The organism is Paenibacillus phytorum (assembly GCF_013141715.1).
GTDB lineage: Bacteria > Bacillota > Bacilli > Paenibacillales > NBRC-103111 > Paenibacillus_E > Paenibacillus_E phytorum.
In genome coordinates this window covers 18,807-36,117 of sequence record NZ_WHOA01000131.1, presented here as the reverse complement: position 1 = coordinate 36,117, position 17,311 = coordinate 18,807, and the positions used below count along the sequence as shown (strand labels likewise).

At 46.2% G+C, this 17,311-nt stretch carries 12 protein-coding genes; 10 read left to right on the top strand and 2 right to left on the bottom strand.

Annotated features, from left to right (window positions below):
- Positions 1-324: 324 nt before the first annotated feature.
- The 7 genes from GC098_RS20240 to GC098_RS20210 all read left to right on the top strand — a co-directional run bounded on the left by GC098_RS20240 (position 325) and on the right by GC098_RS20210 (position 12,653).
- On the top strand, positions 325-1,269 hold the full coding sequence (locus GC098_RS20240) for a carbohydrate ABC transporter permease (protein WP_171645062.1): 945 nt from the start codon (positions 325-327) through the stop codon (positions 1,267-1,269).
- 20 nt (positions 1,270-1,289) lie between these two features.
- Positions 1,290-2,117 (top strand): carbohydrate ABC transporter permease, encoded by an 828-nt coding sequence (locus GC098_RS20235; RefSeq protein ID WP_171645061.1) that lies wholly within the window; start codon positions 1,290-1,292, stop codon positions 2,115-2,117.
- Positions 2,118-2,241: 124 nt separating this feature from the next.
- Positions 2,242-3,585, top strand: a complete 1,344-nt coding sequence (locus GC098_RS20230; protein ID WP_171645060.1) for an ABC transporter substrate-binding protein — start codon at positions 2,242-2,244, stop codon at positions 3,583-3,585.
- A gap of 101 nt (positions 3,586-3,686) precedes the next feature.
- Entirely contained in the window at positions 3,687-5,474 is a 1,788-nt protein-coding gene (locus GC098_RS20225) for a cache domain-containing sensor histidine kinase (RefSeq protein ID WP_171645059.1), read from the top strand.
- 2 nt (positions 5,475-5,476) lie between these two features.
- Positions 5,477-7,108 (top strand): response regulator transcription factor, encoded by a 1,632-nt coding sequence (locus GC098_RS20220; protein ID WP_171645058.1) that lies wholly within the window; start codon positions 5,477-5,479, stop codon positions 7,106-7,108.
- 590 nt (positions 7,109-7,698) lie between these two features.
- A complete protein-coding gene (locus tag GC098_RS20215) occupies positions 7,699-11,271 on the top strand; it encodes an OmpL47-type beta-barrel domain-containing protein (RefSeq protein WP_171645057.1) in 3,573 nt (1,190 codons plus the stop codon).
- A 158-nt stretch (positions 11,272-11,429) separates the two neighbouring features.
- Complete coding sequence (locus GC098_RS20210) at positions 11,430-12,653, top strand: multidrug effflux MFS transporter (RefSeq protein ID WP_171645056.1); 1,224 nt, start codon at positions 11,430-11,432, stop codon at positions 12,651-12,653.
- Between the two features lie 84 nt (positions 12,654-12,737).
- Here the strand turns inward: GC098_RS20210 and GC098_RS20205 are convergent, their stop codons facing one another.
- Together GC098_RS20205 and GC098_RS20200 are read right to left on the bottom strand one after the other, a co-directional pair.
- The gene (locus GC098_RS20205; RefSeq protein ID WP_171645055.1) at positions 12,738-13,361 is read right to left on the bottom strand and encodes a DedA family protein; all 624 of its coding nucleotides are present in this window, start codon (positions 13,359-13,361) and stop codon (positions 12,738-12,740) included.
- 206 nt (positions 13,362-13,567) lie between these two features.
- Positions 13,568-14,518 (bottom strand): DNA-3-methyladenine glycosylase family protein, encoded by a 951-nt coding sequence (locus tag GC098_RS20200; RefSeq protein WP_171645054.1) that lies wholly within the window; start codon positions 14,516-14,518, stop codon positions 13,568-13,570.
- Positions 14,519-14,673: 155 nt separating this feature from the next.
- On the opposite strand from GC098_RS20200, the gene GC098_RS20195 reads away from it, so the two are divergent.
- The 3 genes from GC098_RS20195 to GC098_RS20185 all read left to right on the top strand — a co-directional run bounded on the left by GC098_RS20195 (position 14,674) and on the right by GC098_RS20185 (position 17,284).
- The gene (locus tag GC098_RS20195) at positions 14,674-15,216 is read left to right on the top strand and encodes a bifunctional transcriptional activator/DNA repair enzyme AdaA (RefSeq protein ID WP_281367099.1); all 543 of its coding nucleotides are present in this window, start codon (positions 14,674-14,676) and stop codon (positions 15,214-15,216) included.
- Between the two features lie 23 nt (positions 15,217-15,239).
- Positions 15,240-15,842, top strand: coding sequence for a methylated-DNA--[protein]-cysteine S-methyltransferase (locus tag GC098_RS20190; protein ID WP_281367098.1), 603 nt, complete (start codon positions 15,240-15,242; stop codon positions 15,840-15,842).
- A 623-nt stretch (positions 15,843-16,465) separates the two neighbouring features.
- On the top strand, positions 16,466-17,284 hold the full coding sequence (locus tag GC098_RS20185) for an SPL family radical SAM protein (protein ID WP_171645052.1): 819 nt from the start codon (positions 16,466-16,468) through the stop codon (positions 17,282-17,284).
- The last annotated feature ends 27 nt before the right edge of the window (positions 17,285-17,311 follow it).

The following is a 17,311-nucleotide window of genomic DNA, read 5'->3' as shown; positions in this document are numbered from 1 at the left end:
TGGGAGAAAATGTTGTATTTTCTGCAACAATCGCAGGGATTATGTGGATTAGCCAGCCTAATGTTGTACAAAATACAATATTGCTTGCGAGAGTAGAATTGTTTTGATCAAATATGGCTTGGACCGCAAAAAGGGGAGCCGACGATCAATTTACGTGTTAAATGGTTAAAGTGTGCAACTTAACTTGCTTCGCACATTTATCCTTGTAACCCGCCATATTACCTACCCACAGGTTAAAATTTTACCCAAAGGGGTCAATTAATTGACTTACCTATGCTTCTCCACCAAGGTAGACTAGAGAAAACACGACATGGGGTGAATTTCATGGCTACCAAAATACATTCACAAGCAGGCACTATTCCCTCCGTAAAAGTGAAGCGGAAGCAGTCCATGCAGCAGGTGCGCGAGGATCTGGTCGGATACGCATTCGTCAGTCCCATGATACTTGGGTTATTTATTTTTACACTATTTCCAATCGTAGCTTCCTTTTTCCTCAGTTTTACGAATTGGAACTTTGTTGCCGGATTTTCCAAGGTGAAATTTCTCGGCTTAGATAACTTTGTTAAGCTTGTGCATGACAGCGTATTTCTTCTATCACTCAAAAATAACTTGATTCTTATGATTGTAGTACCGTTAACGTTGATCTTTTCGCTCGTTCTGGCGGTCATCATCGATAAGAAAATTCATTTTAAAGACCTATTTAAAGTTATTTATTTCATTCCTTACATCTCAAGTATTGTTGCTGTAGCTATTGTGTTTCAGGTATTGTTCCATCCAACCTATGGACCGATTAATCAAATATTAATCGACTGGGGGATGGCGAACCCGCCAAAATGGCTAGCTGATCCGGATTTTGCTTTATATTGTGTAATGGGACTTATGATCTGGGTGAGTATCGGATATAACATGATTATATTTATGGCCGGTTTGCAGTCGATTCCGAACGATCTTTATGAGGCAGCAGACATTGACGGCGCATCGAAGTTGAGACAATTTTTCAGCATAACCGTGCCTCTCTTATCACCAACCACATTCTTCTTGCTCGTAACCGGCATTATAGGAACATTTAAAGCGTTCGACGTTATTTCCGTTCTAACAGGCGGCGGTCCTGCGAATTCAACCAGTGTAGTCGTATATCGTTTGTATGAAACAGCTTTCGTTAATCTACAATCCGGTTATGCCTCCGCTATGGCTATTGTGCTGCTGGTGTTTGTCCTCCTGATTACACTCGTTCAGTGGTTTGGACAACGTAGATGGGTTAATTACTAGAGAAGAAGGAGGAGTAACCGATGGACAAGTTTAAAAATGTAAAAAAAACGCTGCTAACTATACTCATGTTTATCATAGGCCTATTATTCATGTCTCCCTTCTTATGGATGATATCCGCATCTATGAAGCCGGAAGCAGATGTTTTTCTATATCCCATTCAGTGGATCCCGAAGCATTGGAATTTGATTGAAAATTATAAGACGGTGTGGTCGACGAAGTTCTCCCTGTATTACTGGAATTCTATCAAGGTTTCCGTTTTGACTACGGCGCTTTCCGTCCTGCTTTCCTCCATGGCAGCCTATGCTTTCTCGAAGATCAAGTTTCGCGGCCGTCATGTACTCTTTGTTCTCGTGCTGGCGATCTATATGATTCCCAGTCAAGCGATTCTCGTTCCGCAGTTTCTATTGTTCCGCTGGATGGGCTTGTTCGACAGTCACTTTGGCTTAATTTTGCTAGGTTCCTTCAGTGTTCTCGGGACTTTCATGCTTCGCCAGTTCTATATGGGCATTCATGAGGAGTTTATCGAGTCGGCGCGAATGGATGGTGCAGGTCATGTCCGAATTTTCTTCTCTATCTGTACTCCGCTTGTACGTCCAGCGATTGCTACTTATGCGATTCTGCGTTTTATCTGGACATGGAACGATTATCAGAACCCGCTTATTTTCTTAAGAACGAAAGATTTATTCACACTGCCTCTTGGCATCCGATCCTTCGCTGATTTAAATGGAGAGTTCTACTCACTCATCATGGCCGCTTCTGTTTCGGCAATCGTACCTTTACTTATTATTTTCATCATTGGTCAAAAGCAAGTTATCGAGGGAATTTCGATGGGCGGGGTTAAAGGCTAGGGAGTAAAAGGTCAAAAAATGAGTGCATGAGGTTAAAATAGTGCCTCGTGTGCTCCAAACAAGTTTGTTACGATCGATCATGTAAAGGTTTTCAAAATAACGAATACAACTTGGAGGGGTTCCTATGAAAAAGAGTTTATTAGTACTAAGCGGTGTCCTAGCGATCAGTACTGCACTTGCAGGCTGTGGTAAAAGTGATACACCGGCAGCAGATAAAGGTAACGATGCAACGGCAACGGCTAAGGCGCCAGTTACCATTAAAGTACAAGGCTGGTACACCGAGGCTCAAGGGAACTGGAACGCAACGGTTGAAGCTTATAATAAGACACACCCGAACGTGAAAGTGGTCTATGAAAGTATGTCCGAAAAGGGTGACTCCCTAGAAGGGATGAAAAAGCTTGACCTATTGGCTGCATCCGGTGAGCAGATGGACGTTGTTATGTATTCCAGTGCACCCGACTTTGCACAACGCGTAGGAGCAGGTATTTTGGAGCCGCTTGATGAATACTTGAAGAAAGATAACATCGTTGTAAAAGATGAATATAAGCTTGATCCTGTTGTAAACGGCAAATATTATGCGCTGCCAGGTAAAATGGCTGAATGGTTCGTTCTATTGAACAAAGATAAGTTGGATGAAGCTAAACTGCCCGTACCAACAGAGTGGACTTGGGACGATTATGCGGAGTATGCTAAGAAATTGACCAAGGGTGAAGGCGCAGCCAAGCAGTACGGTTCCTACTTCCATACATGGAAAGAATACGCCGAATTGGCACTGAACAGCGACATGGATAACGCTTACCTTGTGAAACCTGACGGTACACAGAATATCGATAATCCAAAGGTTCGTTTCTCCCTCGATTTACGTAACAAAATGGAAAATGTGGACAAAACATCCGTTCCTTACTTTGAAGTTATATCGCAGAAAATGGCTTACCGTGACGTTTTCTATGCCGGGAAAACAGCGATGTTAGCAACAGGGAACTGGATGGTAGGAGAACTGGCGCTGAATGCGAAATTTAAGACAGTATTTGCTCCATATCCGAAGTACGACGCGAAAGATGCGAACGGTCTAACAATTGGAGGCGCGGACTTCGTGGGTGTCGCAGCAAATTCCAAGAATAAGCAAGCGGCATATGACTTTGTGAAATGGTATACGACGGAAGGAATTCAAACACAGGGTCTGTTCTTCTCGGGTTGGAAGAAAGCCGATTTGGCTAAGAATGTAGATGCGATTCTGAAAAATGGTAAACCAGAACAAGCTGCTCTGATCGATAAGGATTCATTGCTAGCTACGTTGAAAGTAAATAAAGCAACAAAGCTTGTTATTCCTCCGACATATGCCCTGCAGCAAGAGAAGGAATTCTTAACGCAAGTTGAGCTGTTCCTGACAGGCAAGCAGGATCTAGAGAAAACGATTCAGACGGCAAAAACGAAAATTGAAGATATCCGTAAGAGCAATGCCAAGTAGTTATTAACGAACGGCGCACCATTCCTGATATAATTGAAAGAGGAGGCCTAGGGCTCCTCTTTTTCCCATTTCATGATGCAACCGAAAGGCAGGAGAGTGCAGTGCCGAGCTGGCTTCGTACCTTATCACTACGCAATAAATTGGTGCTGACGATTCTGATTTGTCTCGTTCTCCCTTCCATCGTTTCCATGAACGTCTCCAGTCTGCTAACACGGGATGCAGTGAGGTCGCAAGTGGCTGATAATTCCCAGGAATCGATGCGGATCGTCAATCAGATTGTAAACGGACAAATGAAAAATATGCTTTATGTGATGAATTTCATTCAATTTGATGAGGATCTACAGCTTTCTATTCGGGAATTAGGCCGAGCAAATGACCAAACGGATAAAGGGGATGTCTTGGCGTATAAACAGACGATATTCAAGAAAATGTCAACGGTCATCAACTCATTTGGTAATTTATACGTCACACTGCTTTTGCCCAATGGTGAGTATGTTGCTTCGTATTCAACCTTTGCTTTTAACCCGAATGAATTCCTGCAAAAAAGTTGGTTTAGCGATGTGGATAAGGCGTCCGGTTATAATGTCAAATGGATAGGCGCTGAGCCCAATTATAGTCAAGCAACCGATCAACCTTATATATTGGCGGCAGCAAAACCGCTTCGTATAAATGGATTAACATACGGATATGTGATTGTTGGAATGGAACTAAGCACAATCCAACAGTTATTTGATCAATATAAAAACAACGAATCGATGGTCATTGTTGACGGTCAGGGGCGTATTCTGGTCGATAAAGACTCCACCACAATTGGTCATCCGTTTCCTTACTATGATCAGCTTCCGGCGCAGGATGGATCTTCGTTTGTGAAGGTAGATGGAGAAGACTACATATTGCATAGCAATCATTTAACGCCCGAATGGAAGCTTGTTAATATGAGTCCTTATAAAACCGCTGCCCAGAAAATTGAGTCCTTCCGAAAGACGGATTTCCTGATTCAGTTATTCTTTTTAATCCTATTCGGCGTAGTGCTCCTTTATATGGTGCGTACGCTTACGAAGCCGATTGCGCGGCTTGTCCAAACCGTAGTCCGTATTGAATCCGGCCAACTGAGTGAGCGATCTAACGTCAGCGGGGGAGATGAGGTAGGGCGGCTAGGTTATGTATTCGACCGAATGATCGACCGTATTGAACGGATGTTAGAAGAGAACCGCCGCGAACAAGAGTTAAAGCGTAAGGCAGAGTTAGCGATGCTGCAGGCGCAAATTAATCCGCATTTTTTATTTAACGTGCTTAATTCAATCCGTCTGAAAATCATGATGAAGGGTGATTCTGAGAATGCGGAGCTGATCAGTTCATTATCCTCTCTCTTGCGGATGACGATCAACCGCAACAATGAATACATTTCACTGCATGAGGAGATTGAGATTAACGAACATTATATTCGACTGCTAAATTCTCGGCACGGTGATCGGGTACAACTGCAGATTTCTGCGGCTTCAGACACCCTTCTTCTTGAAATACCTAGGTTTTTACTACAGCCGCTTATTGAGAACGCTTATATACATGGGCTTAAAAGTAAGGCAGGGGAAATTACCATAGCCTCGAGAATTTGTGAGGATGGTAGGCTGCAAGTGGAGGTAAGAGATACGGGGGTCGGGATGCCTCCTGAACGTCTAGCTGCACTTCGCAATCATTTGGATGTCGTTCCTACCCAGAAATTTCAGGAAACAAGCAGCCCTTCCTTGTCGGGCATTGGTTTACACAATGTATTTGAACGACTTCGTTTAATATATGGTCATCGTTTTGATTATGAAATCGAAAGCGGACCAGATCAGGGAACGCAGATTGTGCTGCGCTTTCCACAACAAGCAGGAAAGGAGGGGTAACCATGTACTCCGTTGTTATAGTGGATGATGATTTACCTGTGCTTGAATTTCTGAAGACTTCAATTCAGTGGGCAGAATTAGGGTATACATTGACGGGCGCTTACGAGAATCCATTGGATGCGCTCGAAGCCGGACGCCAGGAAAAGACGGATGTGCTTATAAGCGATATTGGCATGCCTGGCATGAATGGACTGGAACTCATTGGGCATCTGCGTGAGGTTCATCCTCGCATGAAGGCCGTGATTCTTTCCTGTCACGATGATTTTCACTATGCGCAAACAGCGATGAAGCTGTCGGTAAGCGAATATATCTTGAAGGAAACGATGAATGTTGGCAACATTTCTGAGTTGCTCGGAAGGTTGAAGGAACAGTTGGACGCGGAGGTTCAAGTAGTGTCGAAGAGCCGCAATCTCGAGAAGGAGGCTTATCAACACCGCGGTGCGTCCAAGCGTCAATTTATCCGCAGTACGGTGAATGAGCCCTTGTTTGATGCGGAAGAGTGGACTTTGAAAGCTGAAGGTTTCGGCATTCGACTTGGAAAACAAGGAGTACTTCCGGTCTTTGGTTACGCGAATCGTGTGAAGGAGGCAGACAATCGCTTTCAATCCAAAGATTTGTTTGAATACACCATCCAGAATATTGTTGAAGAGCTGCTTGTCGATCAGAAGGAGACAGCACTTTTCACTTATGATACCGGAGAATTTGTTTTGTTGTTTCCACATTACTCGGAGCTTCACGTCAACAACAGTCAGAAGGTGGAGCAGACACTAAGGCAGCTGCAAAGCAGCTTACAGCAATACTCGAAGCTTTCATTCACCTTTCTAACGGGAAGCCCAATCAAAGATGCACGATCTTTGAAAGATCAATTGATTCGAATGGTCGAAGGGAAGAATCTACGTTTTTATTTGCCGGAGTCATCTATCATTAAATCGGGGCATGTTAGAGAAGGATTCGGGGACGGAGGGTTGCTGTTAGCGCAGTACTCCGAAGCACTAGATGAGTTTCGGAGTGTTGTTTTCGATGAGCGATTGGATATGATCGATGGGTTTGTCTCGAAGTGGATAGATTTTATCCAATATAACCGATTTCGCCCGATGGAAGTAAAGGAATGGCTGCTGAAGATGATTCTCGACGTACGGATGCGGCTCAAGTCTCTTCAGCACTATCAGTCAACCTTTTCTTCGGAGCTCTTGCATCATGATGTTCATGATTTGTCATCCCTCCGTGAGCTTGAGTTATGGCTCAAGGATTACCTTCAGCAGGCCATTCAATGGGCAGGCCAGGTGTATCGCGAGTCCCACAACCGTGAAATTCTAGAGTGTCAACGCTTTGTATATAATCATCTACATATGAAAATTTCCCTCGAAGATGCTGCGACCCATCTTCATCTGCATCCAAGCTATTTAAGCCGATTGTTCAAGCGGGAAACCGGGGAGAATTTCATTGAATACGTCACACGGCTGAAGATGGAGAAAGCGAAGGAGCTCTTGGAAATCACAGATAAGAGCGTTGAACAAATTTCCGATTCGTTGGGCTACGAAAATAAGAATTATTTCGGTAAGCTGTTCAAAGCGCATACAGGGTTTGTGCCGAATGCTTATCGTGGACAAACGAAAGCGAATCAGCCGTCTTAACGGAGAAGAAACAGACTTGTTCACATGTGAACAAGTCTGTTTTTTTGGAAGAATAAGATACCCCCATAACGATGCATAACTTCTCGATCCGGTACTTTGAACGGTGTTTGTAAACAAACGGATAAATCAGTCCCGGTCTTTAGTGAAGAAGTGCAGTTTTGTGCGCTAAGCGAGGCTGTAAAGATATTTTTCATCGTTACAGATGCGAAGGGATATGGAATCGTGTCTGTAACGATATAATTCATCATTACAGACGAGAAGAAGGCGGATTGGTATCTAAACGAGCGAGTGATAGCAAAGAGAAGTTCGTTCCCCATGCTCAAACGTAGGCTTTCGACAAGAACCTGGCCATCGGCCAGGTTTTATTTGTGTGTGGATCCATTATTATTCCAGGTCTCATTTTCATTGATTTTAGATAATCATCTATGGCGGTTGTAAACCTGCACAAACTTCCTTATCTTTACAAAAAAATATCACTTTTTCCTTTTAGATCATGGTAAAATTTAGAGGTATTATTGGGCTTGTCTGTCCATAAAGCCTCTGCTTATGAAGAAATTTTTTGACTCAGCAAATGCTAAGGAGGAATTGTAATGAGTAGGCTAGCAGGATGGAAAGCAAAACTTTTGAAAACAACACTTGCCGTAACAATCGCGTTACCGTTTCAAGTATTGGCCACAAGCAGTTGGCAAGCTGTTATGGCGGAAGGACCGAGTGATCCAGCTCCTTTCATTGAAGCCAAAGTTGTGAATGAAAATGCTGGCAAGAAGGTGCTTTTCGACAATACGCATGAACAAACGGCTGGGGCTGCCGATTGGGTTATTGATGGCGCTTTCTCCGATTTCGCCAATGCTTTAGCGAATAATGGTTATTATGTGAAAGAGCTGCGCAAAACAACACCAATTACTTTGAGTGATTTGAGTGGTTACGATGTATTCGTCGTTGCGGAGTCTAATGTTCCTTATAAGACGAGCGAGCAGGCCGCTCTGGAGCAATACGTGCAGGGAGGCGGCAGTATCTTCTTCATCGGAGATCACTACAATGCAGACCGCAACAAGAACCGTTGGGACGGTTCGGAAGTATTCAATGGCTACCGCAGAGGCGCATGGACGAACCCGGCTAGCGGCATGAACGCAGAAGAGATCGCTTCGTCGGCGATGCAGGATGTAGCAAGTTCGGACTGGTTGGCTACACAGTTCGGTTTGCGTTTCCGCTATAATGCTTTAGGAGATATTACGGCGAATCAAATAGTAGCGCCAGAGCAAGCTTTCGGGATTACCAGCGGTGTCTCAACAGTGGCTATGCATGCAGGTTCTACATTAGCCATTCTTGATCCGACAAAGGCGAAGGGGATTGTGTACCTGCCGCAAACAAGTGATGCGTGGGCAAATGCAGTTGATCAAGGTGTTTATAACGGAGGCGGCATTGCCGAAGGCCCTTATGTGGCTGTTGCTAAAGCGGGTGCAGGAAAGGCTGGATTTATCGGCGATTCCTCACCGGTTGAAGATGCGACACCGAAATACGTCCGCGAGGATACGGGCGCGAAGAAGACGACCTATGACGGCTTTAAAGAGCAGAATGATGGTGTGCTGCTTGTAAATATGGTGAACTGGCTTTCGAAGAAAGAAAGCTATACAAGCTTATCTCAAGTTAGCGGCTTGCAATTGGATCAGCCGACGGCACTTCTGCCTTTTGAAAATCCGGCTGCGTCAACGGAACCACAGCCAGAGCCTTGGGCTGCGCCAAACGCAGGCTACAAATGGTATGACCGCAGTACATTTAAACCGGGGTCATACGGCGGACCAACAGCAACAGCGAGCGCAGCTTACAGCTTTGTGCATCAAGCAACACTACCCAATGCAGTCGACTTCCCCGTACGGGTAGTTGTGGATAACCTGCCTGCGTCTACGACGGTAGCTGGGTTCAGTGTGGGTATCTATTTGGTCAGCGGGGGCGCTCAAATTGCCATGATTCAAAATGCAGACGGCACATGGCCTACTGCATACGCGTACAGCTCCACGTTTAGCGTGACCTCAGATATTAACGGACATGCTACAAAAGATTTGAATGTTAGAATTAAGCCGGGAACGACGGCTGCGGCCAACTTGAGGTTGCGTCAAAACGGAACGAACTTGAAGACCGAAGGCGTTACACTTGGCAACGTTCCGGCTGAACCATTACCGGAAGAGCAGAATCCGATTCCAGCAAAGATCACCGTCGCTGAAGCACGGGGGAAAGCTGCAGGAACATTGGTGACTGTTGAGGGCGTTGTAATTACGGAACCGGGCTCTTTTGGCGGGCAATCATTTTACTTGCAGGATGCTACCGGCGGTATGTATGTGTTCCAGAGCTTAAGTGGATTCCATCTTGGAGATACCGTGAAAGTGACGGCTTCGACAGCGCTATTTAACACAGAGTTCGAGTTGACGGATCCAGTGGAAATTGCCAAAACTGGGGTTGCTGCTGTACCTACACCAGCTTCTGTATCGGCTGTAACAAGCGATAATCAAGGTCAACTGGTCGAGCTCAGCAATGTAACTATCAATAATATCATTAGTGCTACACCGACTGGCTCTTTTGAATTTGATGCGGTTAGCGGAGCGGTAAGCAATCATGTTCGGGTAGACGCACGGACTGGATTAACACAGAGTACGTTCCCGTACCAGGCAGGTCAAACCGTGAATATCAAAGGTGTGGCTGCTATTTTCAAAGGTGTATTCCAGTTGAAACCAAGAGGATTGAGCGACTTCACCAAAGTGGCTGACACAGTGGCACCTGTGACGACGGCGGCATTGTCGAGTTCTCCAAATAGCGAGGGCTGGTTTAAAGAAGATGTGACGGTTACCTTGACGGCTGTGGATGAATCAGCGGGTGCGGTGGGGACCGAATACAGTATCAATGGTGGGACAGCAGCTGCTTACGTTGCACCAATTGTAGTTCAGAACGAAGGTACGAGTACGATCGGATATTTCTCAACAGATGCCGCAGGGAATGTGGAAGCGGCGAAATCTTTGCAGGTAAAAATAGATAAAACAGCACCCGTCGCTGTGTTGACGGAGTCCGGTCACGCAGTAGCGAATGTAACAGATGCGGATACGCTGAGATTTGATTTGAACAGTACTGATGCACACTCCGGTGTGGCTACGCAGACGTTGACTTTGGATGGCAGTGTGATTAACAACGGTCAAACGATTGCTGCGGGAAGTCTAGCACTAGGAGCACATACGGTGCAATACAGTGTAGTGGATGCAGCGGGCAATTTGGTGCAATCGACACAAATATTCAACGTGAGTGCTAGCGTTACGTTCAGTAAAGCTACCCTTACTGCTGACGTGGTGTCTCTGAAACCGGGTGAAACGACGGCTACTCATCTTACAGGTACATTAAGCAACGGAACGCCAGCTGATCTCAGTGGTGCAATAGTTGCCTACAACACAAGTAATGGAGCGGTAGTTACTGTAGATGCACAAGGTAAAGTTAGCGCTTTGGCAGAAGGTACTGCACAAATTACAGCTACCGTCACCCTGAATGGAAAAATAGTACCAACAAACGCAGTGACTATTACGGTTGTGAAGCCGTTATCGGTTGGGGCGCCAGGTAAGCCAGTTTTGTCAGATAACAGCGGTCAGGCAACTGGATTAAAAGATGGTAATTATACAGTCACAATGAACATGTGGTGGGGAAATAACGGCTCCGTGTTCAAGCTGTACGAAAATGGCGTACTCATTAGTACGCAAACATTGACAGACGCATCTCCAGCAGCGCAAGTGGCTAAAGTAGATGTGAAAGGTAAAGCGAACGGCACTTACACGTATACAAGTGAACTTATTAATTCCTTCGGAACAACAGCTAGCAGCCCACTTGTGGTCAAGATTACAGACGCATCTCCAGGTAAACCGGTACTATCTCAAGATAATTGGGATGGAGATGGCAACTACAAAGTGACAATGAACATGTGGTGGGGCACCAACGCTACCGAGTATCGCCTATACGAGAATGGCATCTTGATCGAAACGAAGAGCTTGAATGCAGCTTCTCCAAGTGCACAAAGCGCAGTGTCGACGATTGCCGGCAGAGCCATTGGCGTGTATGAGTACCGCAGCGAATTGGTCAATGCGGGCGGAGTCACTTCGAGCGACAAGATTACGGTGAAAGTAACGAAGTAAGAGATGACGTTCTGGAAAAAGGGCCTTTAACGATTCCGGCTGGAGTTGTTGGAGGCTCTTTTTTCGTCTGGGCGCAGCTTTGTAAAAGTTACCTACTAGACAAAATCACATCTCGATGGTAGCGTAAATTTACTACGAATGAAAGTTTGTGATACGTGATGTCTAATCCTATTGCTTCCCAAGCAAGGCTATCTGTAAGTCGTTCAAACCGTTTATGGATTGTGCTCGTGCTCGGTTCACTGGCCTCTTTCGGCCCGCTCTCTCTCGATATGTACTTACCCGCGCTGCCTGTGCTCGCGAATGATCTTCATACCACCACCTCGCTGGCACAAATGAGTTTAACCGCCTGCATGCTCGGTTTATCGATCGGTCAGCTCATCGCCGGTTCGGTGAGTGATGTGCGCGGAAGGCGAATGCCACTGCTGATTGGGCTTGTTGTTTATGCGATTTCCTCGGTCCTATGCATGTTCTCGCCAACGATCTGGGTATTTCTGGGTCTGCGTTTCGTTCAAGGCATGGCTGGTGCAGCTGGCATCGTTATCTCCCGTGCGATTGTTCGTGATATGTATGAAGGTGTGGAGCTGACGAAATTTTTTGCCCTTCTAATGTTGGTCAATGGGGCTGCGCCTATACTTGCTCCCATCGTAGGTGGACAAATTTTGCAGTTCACCTCGTGGCGTGGCGTATTCCTTGTCTTGAGTCTGATCGGTGTGGTTATGCTCTTTGCTACTGTGTTGGGCTTGAAGGAAACACATCCGCCAGAGCGTCGTTCCAAAGGTGGACTCACCAACACGCTCCGAACGTTCGGAGGACTGCTCACAGACCGTATGTTCATGGGCTATGCGTTAACGCAGGGACTCGTTTTTGCCGGCATGTTCGCTTACATTTCGGGGTCCCCGTTCGTGCTGCAGGATATTTTCGGCGTTTCCCCGCAAATATTTAGTCTTTGCTTCGCGATTAACGGTCTAGGTGTCATCATAGCCGGTCAAATCACGGGCAAGTTAGCAGGTAAAGTAAGCAATCATCGATTGCTAGCTGGTGGTCTTGCCATTGCCGCTTTCGGCGGCTTGTTACTGTTCATTTCTACCCTAATCGGGGCAGGGTTATATATGATTTTGGCGGCTTTTTTCTTTATCGTTTCTAGCGTTGGACCTGTTTCTGTGGCAACTTCCTCCCTAGCTCTTCAAAATCAAGGGAAAACAGCAGGCAGCGCGGCAGCATTGTTAGGTTTGCTTTCTTTTATAATAGGAGGCCTAGTTGCTCCGTTGGTCGGTATTGGCGGCAGCCAAACCGCGGTTCCGTTAGGCATCATCATAGCCGTGATGGAAATAGGGGCGATCCTATGTTTTATTTTACTCACCCGTAAAAAAGCAGCGGCATAATAAATCAAATAAGGTTGCCTTTTCGATCTTACTAAGACCGAAGGGGCAACCTTTTTCGTATATAAAATGATTTAGGCATCTGCTTTATTGAGGCTTTTGCAGCCCCGTTTTCAAACGACTACGCCATTTGAAGAGGAGAAAAACAGCCACCGCAATACACAACCCAATCAAGGTGTAAATCAAAAACTTTTCTACCCACATAAAAATGATAAGCCACTGATCACCGAAAAGGTAACCGATTCCGAAAAATACAACCACCCATAAAGCGGAACCTGTGAAGGCGAATAAAGCAAAAATTCGGTATGGAACGCGGATGATGCCTACAAAATAAAAGATAAATTGTCTGATTCCCGGTATGAAATAACTGAAAAGTAGCAATTTGTTTCCATACTTCGCGTAATATTCTCTAGATTTCTGCAGATGCGCGGGCTTCAAAAACAGAAGTTTTCCATAACGTTCAATCAGAGGCGTGCCCAGTTTATATCCGATCCAATAGGTAATCGTCATGCCTATCAAACTTCCGACCCAGGCCGCAATCATGGCTAAAAACCAATTAAGCACCCCTTTATAAGCTAAAAAACCCGTATACGTCATCGTCGTATTTCCCGGAGGAATCGGAAGCGCAATAGCGTCCAATGGCAAACCGATCAACAATACCCAATAGCCAAATTGTGCAAATAATTGTTCAATTAGTCCCATAAACTTCATGACTTATGCTCTCCTTGTAACAAAAAACCGTATATTTTTTGTGGAAATTTGCATGAATATCTCTAATTTGCGCAGCAGAAATGAACCATCTTACATAAATTATACCTGTTTCAAGTAAAGCTATGAACCGTCAGAAAGTCAAGTTTTGGTCAGGACCTTAGTCTAGTTATCTGTAGGGTAGTCTCACGTAATCGCATCATTTTCGGCTAGTATAATACACGCCATAAATAAAAAGTCGCATAAGCTTCCCACCCATTCCATCCTTCAGCAAGCTGTCGAATATGAGGAATAGTCGGTTTCTGCTCTAAGCCAAGCACATGCTTCAGAGCATTGTGTAAGCCAACGTCGGCAAGAGGGAAAGCAGCTGGGTTCCGCAAGCAGCGCATCAGCACATAATTGGCCGTCCACGGGCCGATGCCGCGAATACTTAACAGCTCTTTCTCCATATCGGCAAAATCGTTCCGCTTCAGCAGCTCCTCTTGAACAAGCAATCCCTCAGTCATCAACTTGGCAACGCCGATTAAGTATTCTGCTTTTTTACCCGTGAACTGTAAGGCGGTCAAAGCATCAGACGTAAGCTCGGCGATTCGCTCTGGTGTAGGAAATGCCCAGTACGTCCGTCCTTCCCAGTCTAGCCGCGTGCCGAAAGCTTCAACAAGACGTCTTTTGAGCGTATAGGCAAAAGTCAGGTTGATTTGCTGTCCGATAATGCCCCAGCTCATCGCCTCGAATAGATCTGGAATCCCCATCAGGCGCAGCCCATAAAAGTCCTGAGTGACTTGCTTCAGCAGAGGATCACCCTTGGCCAATTCGTAGAAAGGCGTAAGGTCGGTGCCAAGGTCAAACCACTCCCACACATAGCGAGCCACGTCTTCACGAGTGGAGGAGGTGAGGGTACCGTCGGTACTATGGAGTAGTTGTATACGCAGCCGGGAATTATCCTCACTGTTGACAGCGATTAGGACATGGTTATCCTGGGCCGGAAGCAGCTTGTAAATAGCCAAGTTATCCACATGGAATAAGCATTCATTGGTTGATCGGGATAGATAACCGAGATTTTGCTCATATCGAAAAGGATCAGGAAGCGGCAGTGTAAGGGAGCTTGTCTGCTCGCACCATTTTAGGATAGAAGGGTCGAATGGTTGAAGATGTGGCATGTTAAGTTCTCCTCGTATCTGATAAAGTTTCTTCCTCTATTATCGCTGAAGGCGGCTTTCGTAATCTTGCTTTCTCATCCTCCATCCCTTACAAGAGCAGCATAGTTTGGGTATACTGAGCTAGTAGGGAAATGGAGCTGAGAGGAGCGGTAGTCATGCAAGAACGGTTTTGGAAAGCGATTGTTGCGAATGATGCGGCTTATGATGGTACGTTTTATTATGCGGTGACGACAACTGGGATCTTCTGCAGGCCATCTTGCAAATCAAGGGTGCCTAAAAGGGAGAATGTCCGGATTTTTGGGAACCGACAAGCAGCTTTCTCGGAAAATTATCGTCCCTGCAAAAGGTGCAGGCCAGACGGCGTGAGGCTGCCTGATGAAGAATGGGTGTCGCTCATGACAGCTCACATCGATGAACATTATGCTGAGCCGCTGACGCTGACGATCCTGGCAGATCACTTTTATGCAAGTGTCTATCATCTGCAAAGGACTTTCAAACGTCTGCAGGGAATCACACCTCTAACGTATCTTCAACAAGTACGCATCGAAGCGGCCAAACGGCTGCTTCTAGAGACGAATGCTCCTGTGAATGCAATTGGTGTTCAAGTGGGGATACCGAATGCGGCGCATTTTGCCACGATGTTTCAGAAAAAGACCGGTTTTTCGCCAACGGAATTCCGTCAAATAAAATCATTCTAAACATAACCGAGGAGGGAACGAAGATGCAAACTATGCGGGTGAAAGCCGGGGAGCAATATAAGCAGGGAATGTCTGAGATGCAAACCAAGCAGACGAAGTTGATCTACTGGGGAGTCGTTCGTTTGTTGGAAAATAACTTTTTGATGGCGGCAACGGATGAGGGGCTTTGCTATTTACAATTTCAAGAAGGAGATCCTGCAGGTGGTGTAGATGAGGGTTCGTGGTTGGAATTAGCGAAATGGGCTCGTTCGCAGCTGCCTGAGCCTAACTGGGTAGAGGATACTGAGAAGCTGCAGCCCTATATCCTTCAATTAGAGGAGTATTTGAAAGGACTACGCACGACATTTACATTGCCGTTGGATCTGCGTGGTACTGCTTTTCAGCAGTCGGTGTGGCGTGTGCTTCATGAGATTCCACATGGGGAAACGTTTAGTTATTCACAGGTAGCCCAGGAGCTGGATAAAATAAGTGCAGTTAGGGCTGTGGGCACTGCTATTGGGGCTAACCCCGTGCTCATCGTGGTGCCGTGTCATCGTGTTGTGGGGAAGGATGGGTCGCTAACTGGTTACCGCGGTGGACTCCAGAACAAGGAGAAGCTGCTGTTGTTGGAGCGAGCAGGATTATGATTGGATATGGGTGCACTTAACTCTAATCCATTGGAGTTTTTACAGTACTTTTAAATTTAAGCCTATGGATAACCGATTCTATTGGAGTTTATCCAATTAAAACTCGTAGAATCGACAATTTTCATAGAAAATAAAAAATTCCATTGGATTATTCCAATGAAAGTACAAAAGCTAAAGTCAAAATTGAGATTTCATTGGATTTTCTCCAATGCCGATACATTCATGATGCCTCCTCACTACGGGTAGGCCGTGACACCAAAATTTGATTTTAGAATCGTTCAGCAGCTTTGTGAAGGTTATGATGGGTATAGTGGTGCCAATGTTGTAATTTCTACAATAATTCGCACACCTAGAGGCTATTTTGCAACAACGAAGTTAGCAAGGCGATATCTAGGCAGCAATTGTTGCACATTCTACAACATCATTCAACAGAGATAGGGATTCATTCATCCGGCAACCTCAAGCGAGTATATATAACATTGGATTAAGACACCTCAATGTAGTACTAGATTGGATGAAATGAATCGATGGTCTCTATCCTCCAATGTAATAGATGAAATTAGATGATATTTAACTAGGTTATCGAGGAGATGATCTCGAAAGGGAAAAGCGGAGGTGAGTCTATGAAGATTGACGTAAACCGGAAGACGGCGAAGCAGCTGCTCACGAAAGCGAGCGGCTTTCTTAAGGGGTATACGCACACGCTAAACCCCTATACCGGCTGCTCCTTCGCCTGTTCCTACTGCTATGTGAGGCAGATGCCGGTCGCATTATTCCGCAGCGGCGCATGGGGCGATTGGGTCGATGTAAAAGAAAATGCGGCCGCGCTTCTAGCGAAGGAGCTGACTAAAGCGAAGAGCAAAGGGCCGGTTACGATCTTCATGTCATCGGCCACGGATCCCTACCAGCCGATCGAACATAAGGAGCGAATCACCCGTTCGCTCCTTGAGGTGATGTCCGCGAATCCGCCGGACTTCTTGTTCGTTCAGACCCGCAGTCCGCTCGTGACACGGGATGCGGATCTATTAAAGCTGCTCGGCGAACGCGTAAGAGTCAGCATGACGGTCGAGACCGACCGCGAGGATATACGCCGAGCGTTCACGCCGTCCGCGCCGCCGATTCCGACGCGGCTAAATGCCCTTCGCAAGCTCGCAGCTCGCGGCATTCCAGTGCAGGCCACGATAGCGCCAGCGCTGCCGAGCTCGGAGCATTTCGCCGAGCTGCTTGCGGGCATCGTGGATCGGGTGTGCATCGACGATTACTTCATGGGCGATGGCAGTGGGGGCAAGCGCACGGAACGCATCGGCGTGCGCGCTATCTATGACGCGCTGGAGCTGCCAGACTGGTACAGTCGGGATGCGTACGAGCGTGTGCGCGAACAGCTCCTGCGGCATTTCCCGCAGGAGCGTGTGTTTGTCAGCCAACAAGGCTTCCTGCCTTGATGGATATAACAAAGCCTCCTGCGGGAT

Coding starts and splice junctions, on each gene's coding strand:
- GC098_RS20190 (WP_281367098.1), top strand. CDS start 15,240: ATGCAAACTATGCGGGTGAAAGCCGGGGAGCAATATAAGCAGGGAATG.
- GC098_RS20240 (WP_171645062.1), top strand. CDS start 325: ATGGCTACCAAAATACATTCACAAGCAGGCACTATTCCCTCCGTAAAA.
- GC098_RS20210 (WP_171645056.1), top strand. CDS start 11,430: ATGTCTAATCCTATTGCTTCCCAAGCAAGGCTATCTGTAAGTCGTTCA.
- GC098_RS20230 (WP_171645060.1), top strand. CDS start 2,242: ATGAAAAAGAGTTTATTAGTACTAAGCGGTGTCCTAGCGATCAGTACT.
- GC098_RS20235 (WP_171645061.1), top strand. CDS start 1,290: ATGGACAAGTTTAAAAATGTAAAAAAAACGCTGCTAACTATACTCATG.
- GC098_RS20215 (WP_171645057.1), top strand. CDS start 7,699: ATGAGTAGGCTAGCAGGATGGAAAGCAAAACTTTTGAAAACAACACTT.
- GC098_RS20185 (WP_171645052.1), top strand. CDS start 16,466: ATGAAGATTGACGTAAACCGGAAGACGGCGAAGCAGCTGCTCACGAAA.
- GC098_RS20220 (WP_171645058.1), top strand. CDS start 5,477: ATGTACTCCGTTGTTATAGTGGATGATGATTTACCTGTGCTTGAATTT.
- GC098_RS20200 (WP_171645054.1), bottom strand. CDS start 14,518: ATGCCACATCTTCAACCATTCGACCCTTCTATCCTAAAATGGTGCGAG.
- GC098_RS20205 (WP_171645055.1), bottom strand. CDS start 13,361: ATGAAGTTTATGGGACTAATTGAACAATTATTTGCACAATTTGGCTAT.
- GC098_RS20195 (WP_281367099.1), top strand. CDS start 14,674: ATGCAAGAACGGTTTTGGAAAGCGATTGTTGCGAATGATGCGGCTTAT.